The sequence below is a fragment of the Salinivibrio sp. AR640 genome, assembly GCF_001995405.1.
In the GTDB taxonomy this organism is placed as follows: Bacteria; Pseudomonadota; Gammaproteobacteria; order Enterobacterales; family Vibrionaceae; genus Salinivibrio; species Salinivibrio costicola.
This window is the reverse complement of the sequence record NZ_MUFD01000002.1, coordinates 54,251-78,616: the sequence shown is the minus strand read 5'-3', so window position 1 is coordinate 78,616 and position 24,366 is coordinate 54,251. Positions and strand designations below refer to the sequence as shown.

20 protein-coding genes are annotated in these 24,366 nt (G+C 47.0%); 5 read left to right on the top strand and 15 right to left on the bottom strand.

Features of this window, described 5'->3' with window-relative positions:
* Window position 1 precedes the first annotated feature (1 nt).
* From BZG75_RS01895 to ccoN, 5 genes are all read right to left on the bottom strand, one after another.
* Window positions 2–487 (bottom strand): FixH family protein, encoded by a 486-nt coding sequence (locus tag BZG75_RS01895; RefSeq protein ID WP_021023206.1) that lies wholly within the window; start codon window positions 485–487, stop codon window positions 2–4.
* Between the two features lie 65 nt (window positions 488–552).
* Window positions 553–1,533, bottom strand: coding sequence for a cytochrome-c oxidase, cbb3-type subunit III (gene ccoP / locus BZG75_RS01890; protein ID WP_077460524.1), 981 nt, complete (start codon window positions 1,531–1,533; stop codon window positions 553–555).
* The gene (locus BZG75_RS01885; RefSeq protein ID WP_077460525.1) at window positions 1,533–1,715 is read right to left on the bottom strand and encodes a cbb3-type cytochrome oxidase subunit 3; all 183 of its coding nucleotides are present in this window, start codon (window positions 1,713–1,715) and stop codon (window positions 1,533–1,535) included. The genes ccoP and BZG75_RS01885 overlap by 1 nt, the downstream gene beginning before the upstream one ends.
* Before the next feature lie 12 nt (window positions 1,716–1,727).
* On the bottom strand, window positions 1,728–2,339 hold the full coding sequence (ccoO, locus tag BZG75_RS01880; protein WP_077460526.1) for a cytochrome-c oxidase, cbb3-type subunit II: 612 nt from the start codon (window positions 2,337–2,339) through the stop codon (window positions 1,728–1,730).
* 13 nt (window positions 2,340–2,352) lie between these two features.
* Entirely contained in the window at window positions 2,353–3,780 is a 1,428-nt protein-coding gene (gene ccoN / locus BZG75_RS01875; protein ID WP_077460527.1) for a cytochrome-c oxidase, cbb3-type subunit I, read from the bottom strand.
* A gap of 277 nt (window positions 3,781–4,057) precedes the next feature.
* Between ccoN and BZG75_RS01870 the strand changes: the two genes are divergently transcribed.
* Window positions 4,058–4,477 carry a hypothetical protein gene (locus BZG75_RS01870; RefSeq protein ID WP_077576003.1) on the top strand — a complete coding sequence of 140 codons (420 nt, stop codon included), beginning with the start codon at window positions 4,058–4,060 and terminating at the stop codon, window positions 4,475–4,477.
* An 87-nt stretch (window positions 4,478–4,564) separates the two neighbouring features.
* On the opposite strand, the gene BZG75_RS01865 is transcribed toward BZG75_RS01870, so the two are convergent.
* Window positions 4,565–5,125, bottom strand: coding sequence for a hypothetical protein (locus BZG75_RS01865; protein ID WP_077576002.1), 561 nt, complete (start codon window positions 5,123–5,125; stop codon window positions 4,565–4,567).
* Window positions 5,126–5,269: 144 nt separating this feature from the next.
* On the opposite strand from BZG75_RS01865, the gene BZG75_RS01860 reads away from it, so the two are divergent.
* Window positions 5,270–6,460 (top strand): FIST signal transduction protein, encoded by a 1,191-nt coding sequence (locus tag BZG75_RS01860; protein ID WP_077576001.1) that lies wholly within the window; start codon window positions 5,270–5,272, stop codon window positions 6,458–6,460.
* Between the two features lie 5 nt (window positions 6,461–6,465).
* Window positions 6,466–8,577 (top strand): ATP-binding protein, encoded by a 2,112-nt coding sequence (locus BZG75_RS01855; protein WP_077576000.1) that lies wholly within the window; start codon window positions 6,466–6,468, stop codon window positions 8,575–8,577.
* Between the two features lie 282 nt (window positions 8,578–8,859).
* Here the strand turns inward: BZG75_RS01855 and BZG75_RS01850 are convergent, their stop codons facing one another.
* Together BZG75_RS01850 and matP are read right to left on the bottom strand one after the other, a co-directional pair.
* A complete protein-coding gene (locus BZG75_RS01850) occupies window positions 8,860–9,150 on the bottom strand; it encodes a DUF3634 family protein (protein ID WP_021023215.1) in 291 nt (96 codons plus the stop codon).
* A gap of 29 nt (window positions 9,151–9,179) precedes the next feature.
* Window positions 9,180–9,629 (bottom strand): macrodomain Ter protein MatP, encoded by a 450-nt coding sequence (matP, locus tag BZG75_RS01845; RefSeq protein WP_077575999.1) that lies wholly within the window; start codon window positions 9,627–9,629, stop codon window positions 9,180–9,182.
* 187 nt (window positions 9,630–9,816) lie between these two features.
* Between matP and BZG75_RS01840 the strand changes: the two genes are divergently transcribed.
* Both BZG75_RS01840 and fabA read left to right on the top strand, forming a co-directional pair.
* The gene (locus BZG75_RS01840; protein WP_077575998.1) at window positions 9,817–11,472 is read left to right on the top strand and encodes an AAA family ATPase; all 1,656 of its coding nucleotides are present in this window, start codon (window positions 9,817–9,819) and stop codon (window positions 11,470–11,472) included.
* Between the two features lie 68 nt (window positions 11,473–11,540).
* The gene (fabA, locus tag BZG75_RS01835) at window positions 11,541–12,056 is read left to right on the top strand and encodes a bifunctional 3-hydroxydecanoyl-ACP dehydratase/trans-2-decenoyl-ACP isomerase (RefSeq protein WP_077460553.1); all 516 of its coding nucleotides are present in this window, start codon (window positions 11,541–11,543) and stop codon (window positions 12,054–12,056) included.
* Window positions 12,057–12,294: 238 nt separating this feature from the next.
* Here fabA and rmf read toward each other — a convergent pair whose 3' ends face one another.
* From rmf to BZG75_RS01800, 7 genes are all read right to left on the bottom strand, one after another.
* A complete protein-coding gene (gene rmf, locus BZG75_RS01830; protein WP_077460554.1) occupies window positions 12,295–12,465 on the bottom strand; it encodes a ribosome modulation factor in 171 nt (56 codons plus the stop codon).
* Between the two features lie 180 nt (window positions 12,466–12,645).
* Window positions 12,646–14,568, bottom strand: a complete 1,923-nt coding sequence (gene uup, locus BZG75_RS01825; protein ID WP_077575997.1) for an ATP-binding cassette ATPase Uup — start codon at window positions 14,566–14,568, stop codon at window positions 12,646–12,648.
* On the bottom strand, window positions 14,555–14,809 hold the full coding sequence (locus tag BZG75_RS01820; RefSeq protein WP_077460555.1) for a glutaredoxin family protein: 255 nt from the start codon (window positions 14,807–14,809) through the stop codon (window positions 14,555–14,557). Before BZG75_RS01820 ends, uup begins: the two co-directional genes overlap by 14 nt.
* Complete coding sequence (gene rlmKL, locus BZG75_RS01815; RefSeq protein ID WP_077575996.1) at window positions 14,806–16,938, bottom strand: bifunctional 23S rRNA (guanine(2069)-N(7))-methyltransferase RlmK/23S rRNA (guanine(2445)-N(2))-methyltransferase RlmL; 2,133 nt, start codon at window positions 16,936–16,938, stop codon at window positions 14,806–14,808. Before rlmKL ends, BZG75_RS01820 begins: the two co-directional genes overlap by 4 nt.
* A gap of 647 nt (window positions 16,939–17,585) precedes the next feature.
* Window positions 17,586–18,140, bottom strand: coding sequence for a cell division protein ZapC (locus tag BZG75_RS01810; protein ID WP_021023222.1), 555 nt, complete (start codon window positions 18,138–18,140; stop codon window positions 17,586–17,588).
* Window positions 18,141–18,279: 139 nt separating this feature from the next.
* Window positions 18,280–19,293 (bottom strand): quinone-dependent dihydroorotate dehydrogenase, encoded by a 1,014-nt coding sequence (gene pyrD / locus BZG75_RS01805; RefSeq protein ID WP_077575995.1) that lies wholly within the window; start codon window positions 19,291–19,293, stop codon window positions 18,280–18,282.
* A 66-nt stretch (window positions 19,294–19,359) separates the two neighbouring features.
* Window positions 19,360–24,180 (bottom strand): NAD-glutamate dehydrogenase, encoded by a 4,821-nt coding sequence (locus BZG75_RS01800; RefSeq protein WP_077575994.1) that lies wholly within the window; start codon window positions 24,178–24,180, stop codon window positions 19,360–19,362.
* Window positions 24,181–24,366 lie beyond the last annotated feature (186 nt).

Here is a 24,366-nt window from a genome sequence, read left to right as displayed (position 1 = left end):
GTTATTGTTTACCGCTTAACGTCAGGGTATTCGAGAGAGGGAAATTAATACGACCGTTGACCTTCCACTGTTTGTCAAACGACGCCAGTTCTATAAACCAAGGGCCGGACATAGGCTCAGCCAAATCGATATGATAAATCCCAGCTTGATTTGGGTTTACCATGACATTCACGTCCTTACGCTCTAAGGTACGATGTTGTATGTGAACTTTCAGCGTCGGAAATGTATCAAGTTGCCCTTTATCAAGTGCGATGGCAATTGCGTCTTCAGTCGCTGACAGTTGCGCTGAAATACCAAGTTGGTCTGCGACTTTCAACTTCGATAAATCAAGGTTAATGGCTTTTCCTTTCTTGTAATAGTCTTCCGCAACAAGAGAAACCGCATTTTTTTGAAATAACGCAAAGGTAGATAGACTCGCGACGACGACAGTCGCTGGTAGGGCGATAAGGAACCAAGGCCAAAACTGCTTGTACCAGGGGGTTATCATCTGAAGCTCCTTGGGATGAGCATTAGGAAGCCCCTGCAAGCAGGGGCCTGTTTATACGTAAGTCTCTATTCTACTTCAGGATTACTCAAACGCCATACATAGGCAGAGAGTATCTGAATTTTTTCTTCGCCAAGATGTGCTTCCCATGCGGGCATAACACCTTGACGGCCACCACGAATGGTTTGTTCCACCGCTCGACGTGAGCCACCGTATAGCCAGATGTTGTCCGTTAAGTCCGGCGCACCGAAAGCAGGGTTACCTTTACCATCTGTTCCATGACAAGCGGCACATACCACAAATCGGGTTTTACCTTTTGCAGCCATTTGCGGGTCGACTTTACGGCCTGACAAACTTAACGCGTAAGCGGCAACTTCTTGGACACCCTCTTCGCCCATGGTATCTAGCCAAGCTGGCATGTTGCCTTTTCGGCCGTGGAGCAAAGTGGCTTTGATGGTTTCAGGTTCACCACCGTATAGCCAAGCATCATCCGTTAGGTTAGGGAAGCCGGCTTGACCTCGTGCATCCGACCCATGGCAAGCAGCACAGTTTTGGCTAAACAAGCGTTGGCCAACCTTTAAGGCTTCTTCATTGCGCGCAATTTGTGTTATTGGACGCAGTGACTTGCCATCTTCTTGATAAGCGAGTTGACGGAATGCCTCACCAAACACTTTGTCTGCAGCGTCGAGTTCCATCGCGTATTGGTTAATGTGCTGAGCTTCTTGTGCCTTCGCCATTAACTCGCGTGATTCATCAACGTTGCTAACATTTTGGTAAGAGCTCTTCCAACCTAATACGCCAGCAAAATTACCTAACCCCGGGTAAAGGGTGAGGTACCCCAACCCAAATACCAATGTGGCCCAAAACATGTATGACCACCACTTGGGAAGTGGGTTATTCAGCTCACGAATACCATCGTAGTCGTGACCCATGTCATCGCCCTCTGCGACGCCCATTTTATCTTTGGTCGTCCAAATGATAAGGGCAGCACAGCCAGCAATCGTGCCGAGTACGATGACTGTTACGAAGATACTCCAAAACGTACTCATTAGCGATTATCTCCTGTCTTGTTATTGGGCTTATCCTGACCCTTTTCTTCTTCGTCGAAAATCAGGTTAGCCGCTTCATCAAAGTGTTTTTTGCGACGTTTGCTATAAGCCCAAACAACGATCCCAATGAAGCTAACAAATAGGACCACGGTCCAAATACTATGAAAGGTGCCGATATCCATAGGCCCTCCTTATTACTTCATTGCGTGACCTAGTGACTGAAGATAAGCAATCAACGCTTCTATCTCCGTTTTGCCTTTAACCGCGGCTTCTGCGTTCTTAATATCTTCATCGGTGTATGGCACACCAAATTGATCGCGGAACACTTCAAGCTTCGCAGCCGTTGTCTCTCCGTCTAGCGTATTTTCTGCTAGCCATGGGAAACCAGGCATATTCGATTCAGGCACGACGTCACGTGGGTTAATCAAGTGAACGCGGTGCCATTCGTCAGAATACCGATCCCCAACACGGGAGAGATCAGGACCTGTACGTTTAGAACCCCATAAGAATGGATGCTCCCACACGCTTTCACCTGCAACGCCGTAGTGACCATAGCGCTCAGTTTCGGCCCGGAATGGACGAACCATTTGGCTGTGACAAACATTACAGCCTTCACGGATGTAAATATCACGTCCTTCCATCTCTAAGGCTGTATACGGACGAAGGTTATCAACCGGTTCAGTGGTTTGCTCTTGATAAATCAGTGGTGTGATTTCCACTAAGGCGCCAAAACTAATGGCGACAATGATTAAGATCGCGAGCAAGCCTGTGTTTTTTTCTACTATCTCGTGGCGATTTGAGCTCATTTAATCGTCCTCCTTACACCGCAGGCTCAAGCGATTTCAAGCTAGCTTCCGGCGCACGAATCGTTTTATATGCGTTGTAAGCCATCAAGAACATGCCTGATAGGAAAATTGCACCACCGATAAAGCGGACAAAATAGAACGGGTAGGAGGCTTCTAATGACTCCACAAAGCTGTACGTCAATGTGCCATCCGTATTCACTGCGCGCCACATCAAGCCTTGCATGACACCAGAAATCCACATCGCGACGATGTAAAGTACGGTACCAATGGTGGCTAGCCAGAAGTGTACGTTTACCAGTGAAACGGAGTACATACGCTCTTGACCAAACAGTTTTGGAATCAAGTGGTAGATAGAGCCGATTGACACCATCGCAACCCAGCCGAGCGCACCAGAGTGTACGTGGCCAATCGTCCAATCGGTATAGTGCGATAGCGCATTCACCGTTTTGATTGACATCATCGGCCCTTCAAACGTCGACATACCATAGAAGGACAGGGACACGATTAAGAAACGCAGAATCGGGTCATAACGTAGTTTATGCCATGCGCCAGAGAGGGTCATAATACCGTTAATCATACCGCCCCAAGAAGGCGCAAATAAGATCAGCGACATCACCATACCCAGCGACTGAGTCCAGTCAGGCAAAGCCGTATAATGAAGGTGGTGAGGTCCCGCCCAGATATACAGTGAGATCAGCGCCCAGAAGTGGACAATAGACAAACGGTAGGAATAAACAGGACGACCAGCTTGCTTGGGAACGAAATAATACATCATACCCAGGAAGCCAGCTGTCAATAGAAACCCGACCGCATTATGTCCATACCACCACTGTACCATTGCATCGACTGCACCGGCATAAATGGAGTAAGACTTCATCGGTGAAACTGGGATTGCCATGCTGTTAACGATATGCAAGACAGCAATGGTCAGAATAAAGGCACCGAAGAACCAGTTCGCAACGTAAATATGCGAGGTTTTACGCTTAATTAATGTGCCAAAGAACACGATAGCGTATGCCACCCATACCACCGCAATGGCGATATCGATTGGCCACTCTAGTTCAGCGTACTCTTTGGAGGTGGTGTATCCCATTGGCAACGAAATAGCTGCTGAAAGGATAATGGCTTGCCAACCCCAGAAGGTGAACTCTGCTAACTTCCCTCCGAATAACCGTGTTTGACAAGTACGTTGTGCAACATAATACGACGTTGCAAACAGCGCACTGGTGCCGAATGCGAAAATCACTGCGTTAGTATGCAGTGGACGCAAACGGCTGTACGTCAAATACGGAACATCAAAGTTCAGTGCAGGCCACACTAACTGAGCGGCAATAAGTACACCTACCGCCATGCCCACAATACCCCACAAAATGGTTGTTAGAGTAAATTGGCGGACAACGCGGTAGTTGTAGTCTTGTTCAAGCTGCTTAACTTGGCTCATATTGCATGCTTCCACTTTTGGTTAACTACACTCACGTTTGATACGGACGAAGCCTCCGCTTCGTCTATTAACATACCTTTTTTACGAAATCGCTCGGCTGCGTACGGTTTTTAACCGCTTTATACACTTCGTTGCTATTTCTTTGTAAAAATGGCATTTTCGACCAGAATCATACTGTAGATACTGGTTAAAAAACAGGGGCTAACCCACACACTTCGTGAGGCTTACCCCTCTTTCTGATAAAACTTTGACCTCTGTAACATGGAGAAAGCCACACATGGCAGCAGAAAAACTCACTCGCGGGCGATTAGCGCAAATTATCGTTATGCTTACACTTTTAGTGATCGCCTTCTTTTGGCGCACGGTCATTTATACGCCAGGACTGACAATTATAGATTGTAAGAATGCGACTGGTTTTTGTGGCACATCACAATCTCAAGAAAAAGTCGCGTATGAATGGATAAGGAAGAATGACACTATATATTTTTCTTTAGTTTCAGAGAGTAAACCTCACTCCGCGTACTGGGATCAAAAGGGGAAGCAATCACCTGAGCTAAGCATAAAACAGGTTCAAGAAGGGGAAAGATACCGGACTAATTGGCAATGGTCTCGTCATGATCTCCCTACCGATATGGGTATATTTAACGTTGTCTTTGATCAGTATCAATTTAAGTTTAATTACCCAGAAAAAGGATAAATAAGTGCGGTTTATATCGTATTTATCGATGTAGTGCTTTATTACTAAAGAAAACGCTTATTTATGATGGTTTTTATATTTACACCGTTAAAGTTTAACGCTAAAAACTTGATTATTAATGCGTTTTGATTCTTCTCCTAAAAGAAAGCAAACCAGTGGTGATAAAACTTCGCACTTTTCACGCACTGATAATGTTTCATCACCACTGTTAAAATTGTGATCCAACCAGAAAGTGACACTGTTAATCCGTTGCAAGAAGTTTGTGTCCGGTATGTCATCGAGACGGGGCTTTATTAGTCCCCCATGTGGAGAAATCATGACACACGCCGCGTCAGCTTGACAAAATTGATCTAAAACTGGATACCCCAACAGTCGCATGTACCGTTCACCGTCTTTGGCAACCTGAACTACGCCAGTTAGCGGTGCAAGTTGAGATACACTTTGCGATAAGGCAGCGGTAAGAGCGTCGACGGTAAGCGCCGGAACTGATTTAAATCGAACTCTAGGTTCATGAGCAACGATATCAAGTGCAGAGGCCTGATTGTGATCGATAATAATGGGGGTATAGCCTTGAGCGGCAAGTTGATAAGCAATCGTGGCGCCTAAAGTGCTCGCGCCACCCAATAGCGCAACGGGTCGACAATCCATGTTCAACGCTCAATTGATATAAAGGGCGTATAGGATACGTCAGTTTAGAATCTATTTCAGCCACCGAGAACAATGAATTGATCGCTTGATACATGTATCATTAGCACTGTCATACACTCATATTCCTATCAACGTAACGGTGACATGAAGATAGCAACGGCACGAACTCAAGCTGATGACGCAGTACAAGCCGCCTATGCATTGGCGCGCACCATCAAAACGCGTATCAGTACGCCTAAGCTTTTGATGATCTACTTTACTGAGCATTATGACGTTCAAGCGCTTCAACGTACCTTATATCGTCTTTTTCCTGGCGTACCACTCATCGGCTGTTCTACGTGTTATGGCGTGATGACCCAAAATGGATGTACCAGCGGTCCTGCGGCCGCTATCTGGGCATGCAGTGATGATAAAGGGAGTTATGGCTCAGCCTTGGTCTCCCATCAAGCACACCGCCATGTGCGCGACTCGGCGCGTATGGCACTGACTCAAGCGATTGAAGAAAGTGGGCGATGCGGCGAGTTACCCAAATTGATTGCGTTGCACAGCACGCCTGGTGAAGAAGAGGCAACCTTATCGGCAATCCGAGAAGAGCTAGGCGTATCTGTTCCCGTCATCGGTGGTTCGGCCGCGGCAGAAACAGTCGGTGGAAACTGGGCTATTTTCGATCATAAGCAAACAGCAACGTCCGGCATCGCGATCAGCGTTTTTTATCCCTCAGCTCGGGTCAGTTACTCGTTCCATTCTGGCTATGCACCGACTCAAAGGTATGCGACGGTGACGGATGTGCGTGGTCGCGCATTGGTGAGCTTAAATCATCAACCTGCTACCGATGTGTATAAACGCTGGTATGAGTCAGAAACTGGGTTGGCTCTTGATCCTACAGCATCACTTTTCTCTCAATCCACGCTTTATCCGCTGGGAACTCAAACCGGCACAATACATGGATTGCCTTACTATACACTGTCGCATCCAATGTCTATCAATGACGATGGCCATATGGAGTTGTTTTCACAGTTGGATATTGGCCAAACTGTCTATTTTATGTCGGGAACCAGCGAGGGGCTCATTTCGCGAGCCAGTCGAGTGGTGGAGTCAGCAAATGATCATGCACTGTGTCAGCCTGAGCCTCTGGGTGGATTAGCGATTTACTGCGCTGGATGCATGTTGCATGTAAAAGATCGCCTTGACCAAGTGGCTGAGAATATCAATACGGCCTTGTATAACGCTCCTTTTGTATGCCCCTTTACGTTTGGCGAGCAAGGTCTCTTTAAAGGGGGAGAGTTATCTCACGGTAACTTAATGATCTCGGCTGTGCTATTTCATAAGGATTAATCAAGATGTCGAAACGCTTATCGGCTTCTGAACGTTCAGACTCTGAATCGTTGCAAGAAACCTTATTTGAACTCAGCCGCGTTGAGGCCAGAGAAAAACGGTTAAGAGAAGAGAACGATGCAATTCTGTCTGCCATTTCTGCTATGGCAGAAGCCACATCGAAGACAGATATCTTTGCGTCATTGCTCGACGTTATTCATCGCTATGTGAATTTTGATAGTGCGGTCGCGCTGAGTCGCAATCGTGAAACGGAAGATGCGTTTCGCTGTTTAGTGTCTACGGAGCGATTGCTAGAAACGGTAACGTGGCAAACAGGGGACGTGTTTCACCGTTGTGTAAAAGGAGAGACGGTTGCCATTTATAAGCCAGGCATGATCAAAGAGCTTCACTGCTTAACCCATCAATATGCCAGTTATCTTCAAGGTACAGCACTGATCAGCGGCTTAACGGTCAATGATAGCGAAGTCATGTTGATTTTATTTTCACATCGTCGTGATTCGTTCAATAACGAAGCTCAGCAGGTCGTCGATCGATTTCGTCCATTGATCGAGCGGACCATTATGGATATCGACTATCGACACCGCTTGCATGCACTTGTCAGTAGCCGAACCCAGGAGCTTAATGCTAGTCGTCAACGCTTCCAGGATTTTGCACAAACAGCAAGTGACTGGTTTTGGGAGCTTGATAATGCGTTTCAGCTCACGTATCTATCTTCGCCTAATACAGATATCCATATTGATGCCGAGGCATTGCTGGCGAAAATAAAATCAGATAAAGAACTAAAAGCACGGCTTGAACAGCTTATATCCCGCGAAGAATCTTTTAGTGACATTGAGTGGCATATTGCATCTCGTGCGCATGACTACTGGGTGAGCCTCTCTGGCCGACCTTGCTACAATAAAAAAGGGCAATTGTCAGGCTATCGCGGCACCGCCAAAGATATTACCGCCACCAAGCGTCGCGTTGTCGAGCTGCAACAAGCGCGCCGTCAGGCTGAACTGGCCAATAATGCCAAATCACAGTTTCTTGCTGTAATGAGCCACGAAATACGGACGCCGCTAAATGCGGTATTGGGCTTGATTGATGCACTACAACATTCGCGGCTAACCTTAGAGCAAAAAGAGTGGGTAGGGCAGATGGATAAATCCGCTCAACTGCTATTGACATTAATCAGTGATGTGCTTGATTTATCTAAAATTGAGTCAAATCGCTTTTCCCTCTCTCCCTCGTTGATGAAGCCAAGTGACTGTGTCACTAACGTTTATCAACAGCTCATTGATCGTGCCGATAAAAAACGTATCCATTTATCCGCATCAGTGTCTCCCTCTGTTCCTGATACGCTTTATATGGATGAGAATCGCTTTACTCAGATTTTACTTAACCTAATAGCCAACGCGTTAAAGTTCACCGACCAAGGTGGTGTGACAGTGTCACTTAATACGGATGGTGATGTACTGATCCTGAGGGTAAAAGACACGGGAATTGGCATTGATGAAAGCCAGATTGGACGCATTTTCGATCCCTTTACCCAAGCAGACGGCAGCATTACTCGTCGGTTTGGTGGAACAGGCCTTGGTTTATCCATCTGTAAAAAACTGGTTGAGATGATGGGTGGACGTATCGATGTAGACAGTGAGCTTGGCCAGGGCACAGACTTTTGTGTTCGCTTGCCTATTGTTGCGACCCCACAAGATGCCGAAAAACATCAGCCAACGCCGGCGATACCGGCAGGCAATGTGCAACCTATGGTGATTTTAGTCGCTGAAGATAGCCGCGCCAATCAGATGGTTGTGCGTTTGATGTTAGAAAAGCAAGGCCACACTGTGGTGCTTGCATCAAACGGCGAAGAAGCGCTAGAGCATGTAAAGCAGACTGAATTTGATATTGTTTTAATGGATATGTCGATGCCAGTCATGGATGGCATTGCCGCAACAAAAGCGTTACGCGCATCTGGCTTTAAGCAGCCGATTATTGCTTTAACTGCCAATGCCATGGACGAGGACAAGCAACGCTGTGTTCGGGCTGGCATGAACGACTTTGTCACTAAGCCAGTGCGAGCAGCGAGTCTGAGTGCGGTGCTTTACACGCATCAGCCGTTAACGCTTTCTGATCACTAATTACCGCTGAGTTGAATCGAATTAGACCAAACGTGTTGGAATAATGACGATTAAAGGAAGTAGTAATTAGCTATTTTATGGTAAATAGCTAATTACGTTCAATGGCAACCAAAAAGAGCAGTGCGCGATAGCATGACCCCACATAGAAACCTTATCTAATACTATATTTAACATAATCAATATAATACGCACTGATGTTGGGAGTGTAAATGAGTCATTTAGTCATGTCTAGTTTGAGCCATTCACGCCGTATCGCCTCGATGCTCAATGTGTGCATTGTGATTATTTAAATGACTGATGCGGGAACACATTTTTAATTCGTTGCTGAGTACGATGATCAATACTGCGCGACAGCACGACTTTTGCGGGCTTAAACCGATTGCTATATACCTTTACTGTCCCCGTAAACGGATGACGTTTAGCGATATCTTGGCAATCATGTAAAAAACCTTTCGGTACTTTGCCTTTATGACGCACTAATTGGCCATCCTTAAACGCTATCACCAGCAATGGCCGGTCGATCAACATAAATGCGAGAAATATGGCAAAAGAAATCAGTAAAAAGTAGCCCATACTGCATGCTCACTTATTGATAAAAGGTTTTACATATCCAGCAAGTTGCTAAGATCTTGCTTTAGCGTATCCACTTGCTTATTGGCACTTTCTGAGCGGTTAGCCTCAGACAACAAATATTCAATCGTGTCAGACAAGGTCGCATCAAGCTCATGGGCCTTTTGCGACAGCTTTTCCCATACGCGATAGTCTAAATCGATCGACTTTTTACGCGTTTGCTCTTGCTCAGCATTAAAGTGGCGTTTTCGCTTGGCACGAATGGCTTGTTTGAGTTTTTTATCTAATGATGGCGCCATGTGCTTGTCAATCCACTGTTCAACTCGCGCGGGTTCATGCTCAAGGGCCAGCAACGCATTAACGGCAGTATTTGCCTCGTCTGCGTCGATGTATTTTGTGACAGCGTCACCATCTTTCCATTTTTTTACCAAATAGGCCCATTTCCAGCCTGCTTCAAGGTTTTCGAGTTGTTGATATTTCATATGCCAAGCTTCAGTCACGCCAATGAGTGACAGCGTAACACTAACTCGCTGCCTGTTCAATTATCACACACCTAGATACGCACCCTACCCGTTGGTTATTTATCCCTTCGTTATGGCGCCATTTTATTACCGTAGTGTGTTATCCTTTATGCTTTAACCATTCTAATCTTAGTCAGTAATCATAGACATGCATGAAGTTGATTGGCGTGATGCCAAACCACATTATTCTCAGTTTTCCCCAGACATCGCACAGTTTGAGTATTTAGAGGCCGCCACGCTACTGTCGCTGCAGTCACGTTTAACCCAGGCTCTGCAGTGGTTGATGTCATCTTCGTGCCCGACACGTTGCCTGACCGTCATGTCTGCTGATCTTCCACACTATCTTAATGCATATCGGGATGAGCTAGTCGCAAAATGCCCGAGTTCGCCTGTTTTAATTGGTGAGGCCGTTACAGAGTCGACGCTATTCGGGTTTGCTTATGATAATAATAAAAATGTGACAGCGTCACAAAAAAAATTGGGCTTACTCCATCAAGCCAACGGTGGCGTTTTAATTTTAAAAGTTGCCGATATTTTGCAACAACCTCGTGTTTGGGTGCGTCTGAAGCAATTTTTGTCGACAGGTAATCTGGCTTGGCAAACAGCGCGTCCCGATCAAATAACCGAATTACCCGATGAAAGCCTTGATGTTCGACTGGTATTGGTTGGCGATAGGCAGTGGCTGGCCGATTTTGAAACCAACGAGCCTGACCTTTACGATGGCTTATCTGCTTATGCTGAGTATGAACAAGACATTGAGCTCAACGCAAGTAATATCACGCCCTACTTTTCTTGGTTAAAAGGTATTGTCACCACACTGACCGCTTTAAGTGTCTCCGACTCCGCGCTGGTGCGTTTACTCCAAGCGGGTGCACGAGAAAGTGAAGATCAGTTACGTATGCCACTTTGTCCTATTTGGTATCATCAATTATTGGCTGAATCACTGATGACGGTCGATGAGGTATTAGACGGCAATGCGATTGATGCGGCCATTACGCGCCGTTATCAGCGAGCTGCGTATTTGCCAGAGCGTGCCATTGAAGACATACACAAAGGACAAGTTTTTATTGATACTCGCGGTGAACATATTGGTCAAATCAATGGTCTCACTGTGATTGAGGTGCCCGGTCATCCATTGAGCTACGGCGAGCCAGCTCGGATATCATGTGTGGTTCACTCTGGCGACGGTGATATTGCCGATGTTGAGCGCAAAGCGGAATTAGCCGGCAATATTCACGCCAAAGGAATGATGATTATGCAAGCCTTTGTGAGCGTGGCCCTAAATCTTGATGATCCCCTGCCTTATTCGGCATCCATTGTGTTTGAGCAATCTTATAGCGAGGTCGATGGAGACAGTGCGTCATTGGCCGAACTGTGTGCTTTTGTCAGCGCCCTTTCTCAACAACCGATTAATCAAGCCATTGCGATAACGGGAGCCGTCGATCAATTTGGTCGCGTTCAGGCCGTTGGCGGAATCAACGAAAAAATTGAGGGATACTATCAAGTTTGCGCACACCGAGGATTAACTGGCCAGCAAGGTGTGGTGTTGCCGAAAACGAATCTATCATCCCTTTGTTTACGCAATGATGTCGTTGAAGCCATTAAAGCTGGACAGTTTCATATTTGGGCGGTAGATGATGTCGAGCAGGCTCTACCTCTTGTGACGGGTCTCCCATTCTCAGGAGAAGAAGACGAGACATTACTAAGAAAAATATCTAATCGAATAAATCATTTTCATACTGATGAAAAACAAAGCTGCAACAGTTTGTTTAAACGCGTAAAAAACTGGTTTGGCCAGTACTGATCCGAGTTGTTTGGCGTACACGTGTACGCTAAACTGCTCGCAATTGAATAAGGAGCAGTTTAGATATAATGAAACGCCAAAATTCCTATAATCGCGATGATCTACTCGCATCGAGCCAAGGTGAGCTTTTTGGTCCAGGACGTCCACAGCTTCCTGCCCCTAACATGTTGATGATGGACCGTATCACCAACATTACCGATCAAGGCGGTGACTTTGATAAAGGCATAATTGTCGCTGAATTGGATATCAATCCCGATCTATGGTTTTTCGATTGTCATTTCCCTGGTGACCCTGTTATGCCTGGTTGCCTGGGTTTGGATGCGATGTGGCAGCTGGTTGGCTTTTTCTTAGGCTGGATCGGTGGCGAAGGCAAAGGCCGAGCCCTCGGGGTTGGCGAAGTAAAATTCACAGGCCAAGTTCTCCCTACTGCTAAACGCGTTCGTTATGAGATTCATATGAAGCGTGTAATTAATCGCAAACTGGTAATGGGTGTTGGTGATGGCCATGTCTTTGTCGATGATAAAGAGATTTACGTCGCTAAAGATTTAAAAGTCGGTCTATTCCAAGACACATCGGCATTCTAAGCGTTTCAGTAAGCCGGTGCCTTCGCCGGCTTTACTTTTATTTGTTCTCCCCCGTTAATTTTCCCTTTCCCTTTCCCTTTCCCTTTCCCTTTCCCTTTCGAGACCTACGTTAACGTGATAATGATTTTAGAATTTTTATATAGGTAATTAATGAAANTATTTATAAAGTTATAGTGCGTTAGGTAACTATTAAAAAGGCCTTATCATAAGATAAGGCCAAACATATTACGGAAATGGACTACTTCATCATCTCTGATTTACTTGTTCTGCCTTCGCGCCATCCGCCAAGCCAGTAGCTTCTTGCATCAGTTTGTTGGTAAGGACATATCTCAGACGATCGACCGTTTACTCCCGCTTGAAAGCCTTTTGACTGTGCGCGTTCCAAACGATCTCGCTTCTGTCTTTTCATAGGGTCGCCCTCTTCATTCCATCTTGTTCAATGCTGCGCTTGCTATTCGCAAGAATGCTCCCGTCCATGACGTTTTTATGAAGCATCAACTACAGCTTCGATCATGAACATTTTTTAATCAAGCACTATCGCTGCTGTAAAAGACAAACTGTGAGTCATCTCCATTCAAAAGTGACGCCGTCACTCACTCTCTTGTTGCATAGCCTCCAAGGCTTCCCAACGTTCAAACGCTTGCTCAAGCTCGTGTTCCGCCTCTGCCAATCGAGTAAGTTTAGGCTGAGTAATCTCCTGACTTTTCGAGAAAAACTCAGGATCATTCATCTCTGATTGCAAGACTTCAATTTCGTTTTCTAATGCTTCAAGCTGCGCAGGTAAACCTTCCAATTCACGCTGTAATTTGTACGAAAGCTTCCGCGGTTTACTTTTCGGTTTTGCCGTCTTTTGTTCCGTATCAGCGTGACGGTTTGATGGGGTACCTTTATCATTTGGGGTAATCGCTTTGAGGTATTGCTCACGTTGTTGCTGCGCATCGTGATAGCCACCCACAAACTTATTGATCGTGCCGTCCCCTTCAAATATCCAACTGTGGGTCACCGTATTATCAACAAACTGTCGATCGTGACTGACTAACAACAAGGTTCCTTGGAACTGAGAGAGTAAGTCTTCCAGCAGCTCTAACGTCTCAATGTCCAAATCGTTTGTTGGCTCATCAAGCACTAAGAGATTCGCAGGCTTGAGGAAAAGTTTGGCTAACAGTAAGCGATTTTTCTCTCCTCCCGAGAGGGCTTTTACCGGGGTTTGTGCACGTCGTGGATGGAATAAGAAATCTTGCAGATACCCCATCACGTGGCGCTTACGCCCACCGACTTCCACTTCTGTTTTTCCTCCCGCCAAGTTATCAATCACGGTCTTTTCCGGATCGAGTTTTTCGCGGTATTGGTCAAAGTAGGCCACATCCAGCTTGGTGCCAACATGTAAAGAGCCACTGTCGGGCGTCAGCGTCTCTAGCATCAGTTTTAGCAGTGTGCTTTTTCCGCATCCGTTGGGGCCGATTAGCGCGATGCGATCACCACGCATCACCGTAAAGCTCAGCGGTTTAATTAACGGTTCATCTTGATAAGTGAATGTCACGTTTTCAGCTTCAAAAACAATTTTTCCTGAACGCGTTGCATCATCCAGTTGCAAGTTGGCGTTACCTTGTAACTCTACGCGGTTAGCGCGCTCTTGACGTAACGCTTTCAGTTCTCGCACCCTTCCCTCATTACGAGTACGACGTGCTTTAATACCTTGACGAATCCATGATTCTTCTTGGGCCAGTTTTTTATCAAACTCAGCGTTTTGCTCAGCTTCAACCCGTAGTGCCTCTTCTTTACCATCAAGGTAGGCTTGATAATTCCCCGGCCAGGATGTCAGCTTACCACGATCTAAGTCGACAATGCGTGTTGCCATGGCGCCGATGAACGAACGATCGTGTGAGATAAATACGATCGCGCCCCGAAAGTCTTTCAAAAATTGCTCTAACCACAGAATGGTCGATACATCAAGATGGTTAGTCGGCTCGTCGAGGAGCAACACATCGGGCTCGCAAACCAGTGCCCGGGCTAATGCTGCCTTGCGCTGCCAGCCACCTGACAACGCGTTGAGCGCGGTATTACCATCCAGCCCAAGGGCACCAAGAACCACCATAATTTGGTTATCAAAGCGCCATGCATCGGCATGATCTAGCGCTTCTTGTACCTTTGCCAGCTCGGCGATGTTTCGATCGCTAGGATCGGTTTCGATCGTTGCGATCAGTTGATGGTATTGCTTAAGCTTATCGCCCGCATCGGCAAGCCCTTCCGCGACATAGTCAAACACGGAACCTGGGCTATCTCGAGGTGGATCTTGCTCAAGTCGTGAGACTTTAAGCTCGGATTGACTTTGAATAGTGCCATCATCAAGTTGCACTTGTCCGTCGATGACCTTCATCAACGTAGACTTGCCTGCGCCATTACGTCCAACCAAACAAACACGCTCTCCGGGCTGGAGAATGAAGTCTGTTTTGTCTAACAATGGATTGTCGCCATACGCTAACTGCGCAGCGGTAATTTTAATTAATGCCATGTTGCGATAACCAAGCTTGTAGTTGTATGTGATCAAACGGCCAGCCTAACTCTGCGCTCACCTCTCCTGCTTGATTGCGAATTGCAATCACCGGAATAGTGACGCCGTAACGCTCAAAGAGCGTATCGTCAAAGGCAATATCTTGGGTTGCAAGTGGCGTTTGATAACCGAGTGATTGATAAAGTGACCAGGCTTGCTCACACAGATGACAGCCTTCGGTACTGAATAACACGAGTGTCATGCAACCACGTCCTGATGCTGAATAATCCAACAATTGTGAATATGGGGATTACGTGCAAAGTCTTCTGGGATCGAACGCTTACTCATATTTTCTGCATAAAGTCCGGCATCGGCCAATCGCTCAAGATCCATCTTAAAGTGGCGTTTGTTATTAGAGAAAATAATTTCGCCCCCTTGACGCAACCGTGCTTTGAGAGCCAATAGTAAATCGATGTGATCGCGTTGCACGTCAAAGGTTGTCTGCATCCGCTTCGAGTTAGAGAAAGTCGGTGGATCAACAAAAATAAGATCAAATTGTTGGTCCGATTGCTCTATCCACTGCAAGCAGTCGGCCTGTTCAAACTGATGCTGACGCCCGACCATTCCGTTAAGCTTCATATTGCGCTCAGCCCACGCAAGATACGTTTTCGACATATCCACGGTGGTCGTTGACCGTGCACCACCGACCGCTGCATGTACCGATGCACTTCCCGTATAAGCAAACAGGTTAAGTACATCTTTTCCAGCCGCTTTCTCGCCAATTAGTCGACGCGTGTAGCGATGATCGAGAAACAAGCCGGTATCGAGGTAGTCATAAAGATTAACCTCAAGTGTTACACCGTATTCCTGTACGGTCATAGTATGCGCGGCACCTGACAGCTTTTGGTATTGATTATTCCCTTTTTGCTTCTCACGCGTTTTGAGCACAACTTTATTCGCATCAACACCTGTGACAGCAATGGCAGCACGCACCATATCCAGCAATCGCCGACGTGCCTTTTCTGGGGCGATCGTCTTAGGTGCCGCATATTCTTGGATCACTAAAAAGTCGCGATAGCGATCAATCGCGGCTTTGTAATCCGGCAGGTCAGCATCATAGAGTCGATAACACTCGATGGCCTCTTTTTTCGCCCATTTATCCAATTTTGTCATGTTTTTACGGAGCCGATTAGCAAAGTCAGGAGCAACGTCAACCGTCGGGGCTGCATCTCCTGCCTCTTTCACGCCACGTGCGGTAATGGCATACGTTTTCATTACACAATCAAGTGCACCATTGCGTAGTGCAAACTTGTCATCGGCACGCATCCGCAGACAACTAAGCAGCTCGTCCGAGCCGGAATATAAGGAGACAGTGTTACCTGCAAACGCGTGCTTAAGATGGTCACCTAGCTGCGTGTACAACGCAATCAGTCCAGGCGTCGTGCCTAAACGCTCACCGTAAGGGGGGTTTGAGATAATATGCCCTCCGGTGAAGTCTTCTGGCGGGACCACCTCAGTGGCATCTGCGACATTAAATTCGATCAATTCTGCGACACCCGCGCGTCGGGCGTTTGCCCGGGCCGTCTCAATCATACGTGCATCATTATCTGTCCCATAAAAACGCGTTTGGCATTGGCTCACCCCGCGTTTAGCTTTAACGCTCGCCTCTGCTTTGATCGTTTTAAAAGCCTCGTCATCAAAACCAAGCAGTGATTCAAAGCCCCAACGTTTGCGCTTAAGCCCAGGAGCGACATTCGCGGCAATCATCGCCCCTTCAATCAGAAGCGTTCCGGAACCACACATGATATCCATCATAGGTTGCCCGCTTTGCCACCCACTGCGTAACACTAACGCTGCTGCATGGGTTTCGCGTAAAGGAGCCGCCCCTGCCTGAGTACGATATCCTCGTTGGTGCAAACCACTGCCAACCATATCAATACCGAGCACACCTTTATCTTTCGACAAGCGCATATGAATGCGTAAGTCTGGTTGCTCACGATCAATACTTGGCCGTGGCAGATTGGCTTTTTCAAATTTATCGACAATCGCATCTTTGACTTTTAGGGCACCATATTGGCTATTGCGAATCTCTTGGTTAGTACCGTTAAAGTCAACCGCTATCCGCTGGCTGGAATGGAAATGATCCGGCCAATTAATCGCCGTAGCACCAAGGTATAAATCCATATCATCGCGAACCGCGAACTCACCCAGCACCAGCACAAAACGGGATGCAACCCGACTCCACAAACAACATTGATAAAGCGTGGAATCGTCGGCTTTAAATTTTACACCAGCATGGACTTGCTTAAGGCTGGATGCACCAAGCTGTTCAAGCTCCTGAGCCAACAAATGCTCGAGACCTCGAGCGGTTATAGCGAGATAGTGTTTCATTGAGTCTCTACACCCTCTGGGCGTGGTTGTCATAATGGCGCCGATTATACATCAATCTGACCCGCCCCGTTGACCCAAGGCGAAACAATCTCCGTTGAATGGTGAATTAATCGCCACCCCACTGTTTCTGTAAAGAATCAATCACCCGATGATTATTGTTTCCCTCAGGAATCCTATCTCAGCAAACCCTGACTGACTACGTTTCCTGGTGGAAACACGACCTAATCAAGGCGCGCCACGTCTAGCATGAAGTGTTAGAAAATATAACGTGTAAGCATTCACTTTGCCTTGAGAGGCGAGTTATGGCGGGTTGATAGGTGTGCAGAATTCGATTATTTCCCGCTAGGAATTAGGTTAGCCTCTAAAAACTGGTATATACCAGGAAGCGATTAAGGAAAGGATTATTGCTGTAAAACAGGAAAAAGCGGTAAAGATTTACCGTTAAAGCGGATAAAAACGCGACGAAAATACCCAATTTTAGACATTATTGGTGCACGTTTTTTGCTCAAACGTGAAGAGAGATCACAGGTTTTAGACGCACCTGTTTGGTATCAGAAACATTAATCGCGCAAAAAGAAGCGGGAATAGTGACGTCAAATCTAGGGGAAAGGTTGGATAAAAGAAAACGTGAGCTGAGTGAAAGCCACTCAGCCCACTAACGCAAAGCGACCTTTTTGGCTATTAGTTTGGTGTTTAGATTGCGATAGCCGGTCGTTCATTACTTTAATCGCACCACAAAACGCCATGGTTTTATTTGCGCTCAGTTCAAAATCGGCTTCGCGAGCGAGCATGCATAGCGAGGCTGAACCGGCGTTTTCTATAATAATAAATGGCGCCCTGTCCCCGGTTTGGCTCGTGAGTTCGACAATCTGCCCCCACTCGGGTGCGGCGATCGTTTCTTGTTGCGTCTCAAAAAACCAACTTTTGGGTAGCACAGGTTTGTGGAAGCGATGGGCTGCCACTGCGTTCAAAGCGAGCTCTGCCCGGCGCGGCCCGGACAGTGACAGTAATGACAGAGGATCTGTCAGATACTGAAAAAGCGATGCGTCCTCAACTGAAAATGGGGATGTCGAGAACGCATCAGGGATGAGATGTTTGGCATTGATAGCCACGCGAAAAACCATGTCATCACCCAAATCGAGCATCAGTGATGTCGATGCATCATCGAAATACCATCTCCATGCATTGTTAGGTTTTAACATACTTCAGCTCCCGCGAAGACTTAAAAACTGGGGGTCTGGCGATATCACGACTGCCATTGACTGAAGTGTAATGGGTTGAGGGCAAAAAAAAAGGGGAAGAAACCCTCCCCCTTTTCGCCTTAAGACTTTATTTTTTAAATTAAATATGACGAACGATTTGCTTCACTAAGCCTGGACCTTGATAAATAAGTCCTGAATAGAGTTGCACTAAATCAGCTCCAGCCTCCAACTTTTCACGTGCCGCTGTCACTGAGTCAATACCGCCAACGCCAATGATCGGCATTGCTCCATTGAGTGCGCGATGAAGTTGACGAATCACTTCCGTACTTTTCAACTGTACCGGCCGGCCACTTAATCCACCAGCTTCACGGTAGTGCGGCATCCCATCCACCAGCGAACGCTCTAACGTCGTATTGGTCGCAATCACGCCATCAATGTTATGGCGAACCAAACTATCAGCGACGTGTTGGATCTCATCACAACTTAAATCAGGTGCAATCTTCACTGCAAGGGGGACATATTTGCCGTGTGTTTCGGCTAATTGACCTTGTTCCTTTTTTAACGCACTGAGCAACTCGTCAAATATGTTGCCATATTGCAAAGTTCGTAATCCGGGAGTGTTCGGTGAGGAAATGTTAACCGCAATATAATCAGCATACGGATACACTTTTTGCATGCAGGCAATGTAGTCATCGGTGCCCTGCTCAATGGGCGTATCTTTATTTTTGCCTATATTAATACCGAGCACACCCGTAAAATTTTTCGCCTGTTTCACGTTTTCAATCAGGGCCTCAACACCATGATTGTTGAAGCCCATTCGGTTAATAATTCCTTCCGCCGCTTTAAGGCGAAAGAGGCGCGGTTTATCATTACCTGGTTGGGCGCGTGGGGTAACCGTCCCCACTTCCACAAAGCCAAACCCCATGGCGCCAAACGCTTCTATACACTCACCATTTTTATCTAACCCTGCGGCTAAGCCTACTGGATTGGTAAAATGCAGTCCCATGACAGTCACTGGGCGAGGAGGAAGATGCTGAGAGTATAAAAAGCGAAGCGGTGTGTGATGGAAACGGGAAAGCGTTTTGATGGTTAAGTCGTGTGCTTTTTCTGGATCTAACTGAAAGATAGCCGGTCTGGCGAGGCGGTATAGCATTATCCCTCCTAATAAAAAAGCCCCGTTATAAACGGGGCTAGATTATTGCGTTATTGGCGCACTAATTCAATTTAAATTTAGTAACGACAATTCACGCAGCGCGACAGAGAACTTGGCAAACTCATGCATAGAACCGACTTTGAACTCATCGACAATGCTTTGCCAACGGCTCAGGATTACAGCATGATCATCCATCCACTGCGTTAACCCTGTCTCGGCATCGTGTTGTGAATCCATCTCTGAAACGATGCGAGCGGTCAATAAGCGCTGTTGCCAGTCAAGATCTTCACGGAACGAGGCGCGGGCAAGCGCTTGCCAGTGGTTATCAACCGGCTGGTTATTGATTTGCTTCAAGAACCAGTGCAGTGATAAACGATCACCCAGTACATAGTACAAGCGCGCCACTAGCTCGAATGGCTTGTCGAGTTGTTCTGACACTTGGGCAAGATCTAATCCCGAGAACACGCTCGTCAGGCGACAAACCTTGTTCGCAAGCGCATCAGGTACACCCGCTTTTATCAATGCCTCCGCTTGTTGATCATGCTCGGTGATCTCACCCTCAACCAAATACTGATCGAGGTGATCCACCAAGTTTTGCAATGCGGGACGATAAAAGCCAACTTGAGCCTCAATACTCTCTCCTTTGCGTTTGTTACGTAACATCCAACGGGTTGCACGGCGTAACATTCGGCGACAGCGGAATATGATGTCATACTGCACTTTGGCGCTCACATGATTATCGAGCTCGCGCACATCATCAAATAGCTGCTCAAAACCAAACACCTCTCTGGCAATGGCATAAGACTTAGCAATATCACTCACACTGGCGCCGGTCTCATCTTGCATGCGGGTCACAAAGTTAAAACCCATGTCATTCGACATTTGATTCGCCAGTGCGGTGGCAATGATCTCACCACGCAGTGGATGAGATTCCATCTCGCCTCTATAGTGACGTTGTAACTCTTTAGGGAAGTAACTAGGGAGTAGCTGTCCGAAGTGAGCATCTTGCGTGACATCATCAACAACCAGCTGCTCTTTGAGAACCATTTTGCCGTAGGCAACCAATACAGCAATTTCTGGGCGCGTTAAACCGGTGCCACGCAAGTTACGTTCAGACAAGGTTTCATCGTCTGGCAGATATTCAAGCGCCCGATCGAGCTTACCCTCTTTCTCTAAATAGTGAATAAACCGAATCTGCTCTTTTAACAAAGCGGCCTGCTGGTTATGGGTGACAGAGATCGACTCACTTTGACTATAAGCATCCTCGAGCACGATGTCAGACACTTCGTCTTCCATTCGCTCCAGCAACTCATTGCGCTTTTTCATGGTCAGATCACCGGCTGCCACCAGTCCATTAAGCAGGATCTTGATGTTGACCTCGTTATCCGAGCAATCGACACCACCGACATTATCAATAAAGTCGGTATTCACTCGACCGCCGTTAAGCGCATACTCAATTCGCCCTAATTGGGTCATGCCAAGGTTACCGCCCTCACCAATGATACGAGCACCCACTTCATTGCCGTTGACACGCAAACCATCATTAGCACGGTCACCTACCGAGGTATGGGTTTCGCTCGATGACTTAACATAGGTGCCGATACCGCCATTCCAAAGCAGATCAACCTTGGCTTTTACGATCTGTTTAATCAGATCGTTGGGCGCCATCGTCTGCTTACGGGTGCCGAGCAGCTTTTGTATCTCCGGCGTTAAGGTGATTGATTTCGCACGGCGAGAAAACACCCCCCCACCTTTGGCTATCAACTGAGTATCGTAGTCTTCCCAAGTTGACCGCGGCAAATTGAAGAGACGTTGGCGCTCTTCCCAGCTTTTCGCGGCATCTGGATCGGGATCAATAAAGATATGCATGTGGTTAAACGCTGCGACTAAGCGAATATGCTTGGAAAGCAGCATGCCATTACCAAACACATCGCCGCCCATATCGCCAATGCCGACACAGGTAAAGTCCGTGGTTTGACAGTTAATATCAATTTCACGGAAGTGGCGTTTTACCGATTCCCAAGCACCTGCGGCCGTAATCCCCATTTTTTTGTGGTCATACCCATTCGAGCCACCGGACGCAAAAGCATCTCCCAGCCAAAAGTTATATTGCGCTGAGACACTGTTCGCTAAATCAGAGAAAGTTGCCGTTCCCTTATCTGCCGCGACGACTAAATAGGCGTCATCGTCGTCATGACGGATCACATGGTCAGGCGGCGTCAAGGTGCCTTCGACAATGTTATCGGTAATATCAAGTAACCCTTGGATAAAGATTCGATAGCATCGCTTACCCTCAGCAATGATCGCATCCCGCTCAGTTAACTGATGTTGACGCTTGCAGACAAAGCCCCCTTTCGCCCCGACTGGCACAATCACGGTGTTTTTGACCTGCTGCGCTTTCACCAAGCCTAATACTTCGGTACGGAAGTCTTCTTGGCGATCGGACCAACGAAGTCCACCACGCGCGACTTTACCACCGCGTAAGTGCACCCCTTCTACATCGGGGGAGTAAACAAAGATCTCAAACGCGGGAACCGGCTTAGGCATATCCGGAATATCCGATGCTTGCAGTTTTAGCGATAGATAGGGTTTGTCTTGGCCATTGTCCGGATCTTTCTGGAAAAAGTTTGTGCGCATGGTCGCGAGCATGATTTCCATGTATCGACGAATAATACGGTCATCATCCAAACTTTCAACATTGTCGAGTGCCTCTTCAATCTCGTGAATAATCGCATCTCGTTCTCGCTTGTTTTGCTTACCCGCAGGGTCAAAGCGTCGACTAAACAACCTGACCAAGAACCCAGCAAGATGCGGGTGCGAAGCTAATGTATCCTCGATATACGCCTGACTGAAAGGAAAGCCAATCTGGCGCATATACCGAGCATAGGCGCGTAGAATCGTGACTTCTCGTCCGGATAACCCCGCGTTTAATACCAAGCGGTTAAAACCGTCATTATCCAAGCGGCCATGCCAAATGTCGGCAAATGCATGTTGGAAACGATCGCGCGCATTACCAAGATCAAACGCTGCTCCCGCACTGTGCAACATAGAGAAGTCGAGAATCCAATACACATCCCCCTGGCTGGTTTCAACCTCATAAGGCGATTCGCCGATCACACGCAGCCCTAGATTTTCTAGCATCGGCATCACATCCGATAAATGGATCGGCTCCCCCTTTTGGAAAAGCTTTAGGCTAATGGCATTAGATTGATGGCTAACTTCTTGCGGCCTGTAGAGCAACATATCGAGTTTATTGTCATCACTGAGCCCTTCTAGGCGCTCAATATCCGCCACTGCTGATCCTGGTAACATCGCTTCTTTGTAAGAACGCGGAAACGCACGCAAATACCGTTTCGCGATCGGTGTACCACGATTTTCACCAAAATTAGCAATCACGGCTTCTTGTAAACGATCATCCCACGATGACGCTGCCTCTGTGAGGTTTTGTTCGATTTTTTTCACATCAATATCGAAGTTATTATTTTCCACTCGGACAATATAATGCGTCCGCGCCAGCGGGCTTTCCGAGAAAAAAGTGGTAAATTCAACCGTCTGATCTGATCCAAAGTATTGCTGAAAAATACGCTGGGTTTGACGACGGAACTCGGTGTTATAGCGCTCTCGGGTGATATACACCATGCACGAGAAAAAACGACCAAACGGATCACGACGCACAAATACACGGAGCATGTCGCGGTCTTGCATTTGTACCACGCCCATTCCCACATTGCGCATTTCGTCTTCTGTCGCTTGGAACAGTTCATCACGCGGGTAGTTTTCTAGGATATTAGCCAGCGCTTTCCACGCGTGTGATTCGCGATAAAAACCGCTGTTATCAAGGATACGGCGTACTTTATTACGCAGCACCGGAATGCTAGCGGTCGACTGGTTATAAGCAGACGATGCATAGAGCCCAGTAAACCGGTGCTCGCCGATCACATTACCGTTGCTATCAAACTTTTTGATCCCGATATAATCGACATAAGCCGGGCGGTGAACCCGAGATTTCGCATTACTTTTGGTAAGCACTAACAGCTCTTTTTTCAGCGCTTCTGCTCGGGCTGACTCAGGCATTTCGGATAAACGCAGAGCCTGGGGAGATTTGTGCTTTTTAGCTAAACCTAGTGCGTCACAGTCACTGCTTGCGCGAAGCTCGTAATCGCCTTCAACCGGAACCAGGTCAAAGCACTTGTAGCCCATAAAAGTAAAGTTATTGTCCGTGATCCAACTTAGGAACTCGACGGCTTCTTGGCGGCGCTCATCATCAATCGGTAATTGGGTCTCTTTTAATGATGCTAATAGCTCAAGCATTTGCGCGCGCATTGGCTTCCAGTCGTTCACCACCATTACGACATCGGTCAAGGTTTCAGAGAGCTCAGATTCAAGTGCTGCCATCTCTGAGTCATCTGACATCTTGTCGATTTCAATATGGAACGTGCTTTGGAATTGGCCGTCCTCACTGCCAATGCCGACCACATCTCCCTGCTCATTCTTGCGCGCTTTGATCGGGCTATTCAGCATCAAGTGCGTTGTGATACCTAAGCGATTAAGGGCCATACGCACAGAATCGACAAGGAAGGGGGCATCTGGAGCGAGGATTTCAACAATCGTGTGGGTTGATTGCCATCCATTTCCGCTCAGGCTTGGGTTAAAAACTTTAACAAAGACTTTATCTTGTTCAAACGTGTTGAGATGGTGCCATAAGCTCATTACTGCACCATAAAGATCTGACTCATTGCGTTCCTGCAAATCGTCATCAGATACTTGACCCAATATCCTTTTGGCTAACGCATCGACAAGTGGTTGTTGAGGATCATCGAGTTTATCAGCGATGAGTTGATAAACCTTCTCAAGTAACACTGGTACTATAGGGTCACGCGAGGTCATTCTGGCACTCCGTTGTCCTTTTTAGAACATTATCATTGTGAGTCGTCATCAGAGGTAAACATTGCGTTAACAAACGCACTGTCTAGTGTAAGGCTTGAATAGCAAAAACGTTATAGATAAACGGCTGGATTTACGCGATTTTCGCGAGAATGTGACTGGTGTGGCTATTTAATTAGAGATTGGATG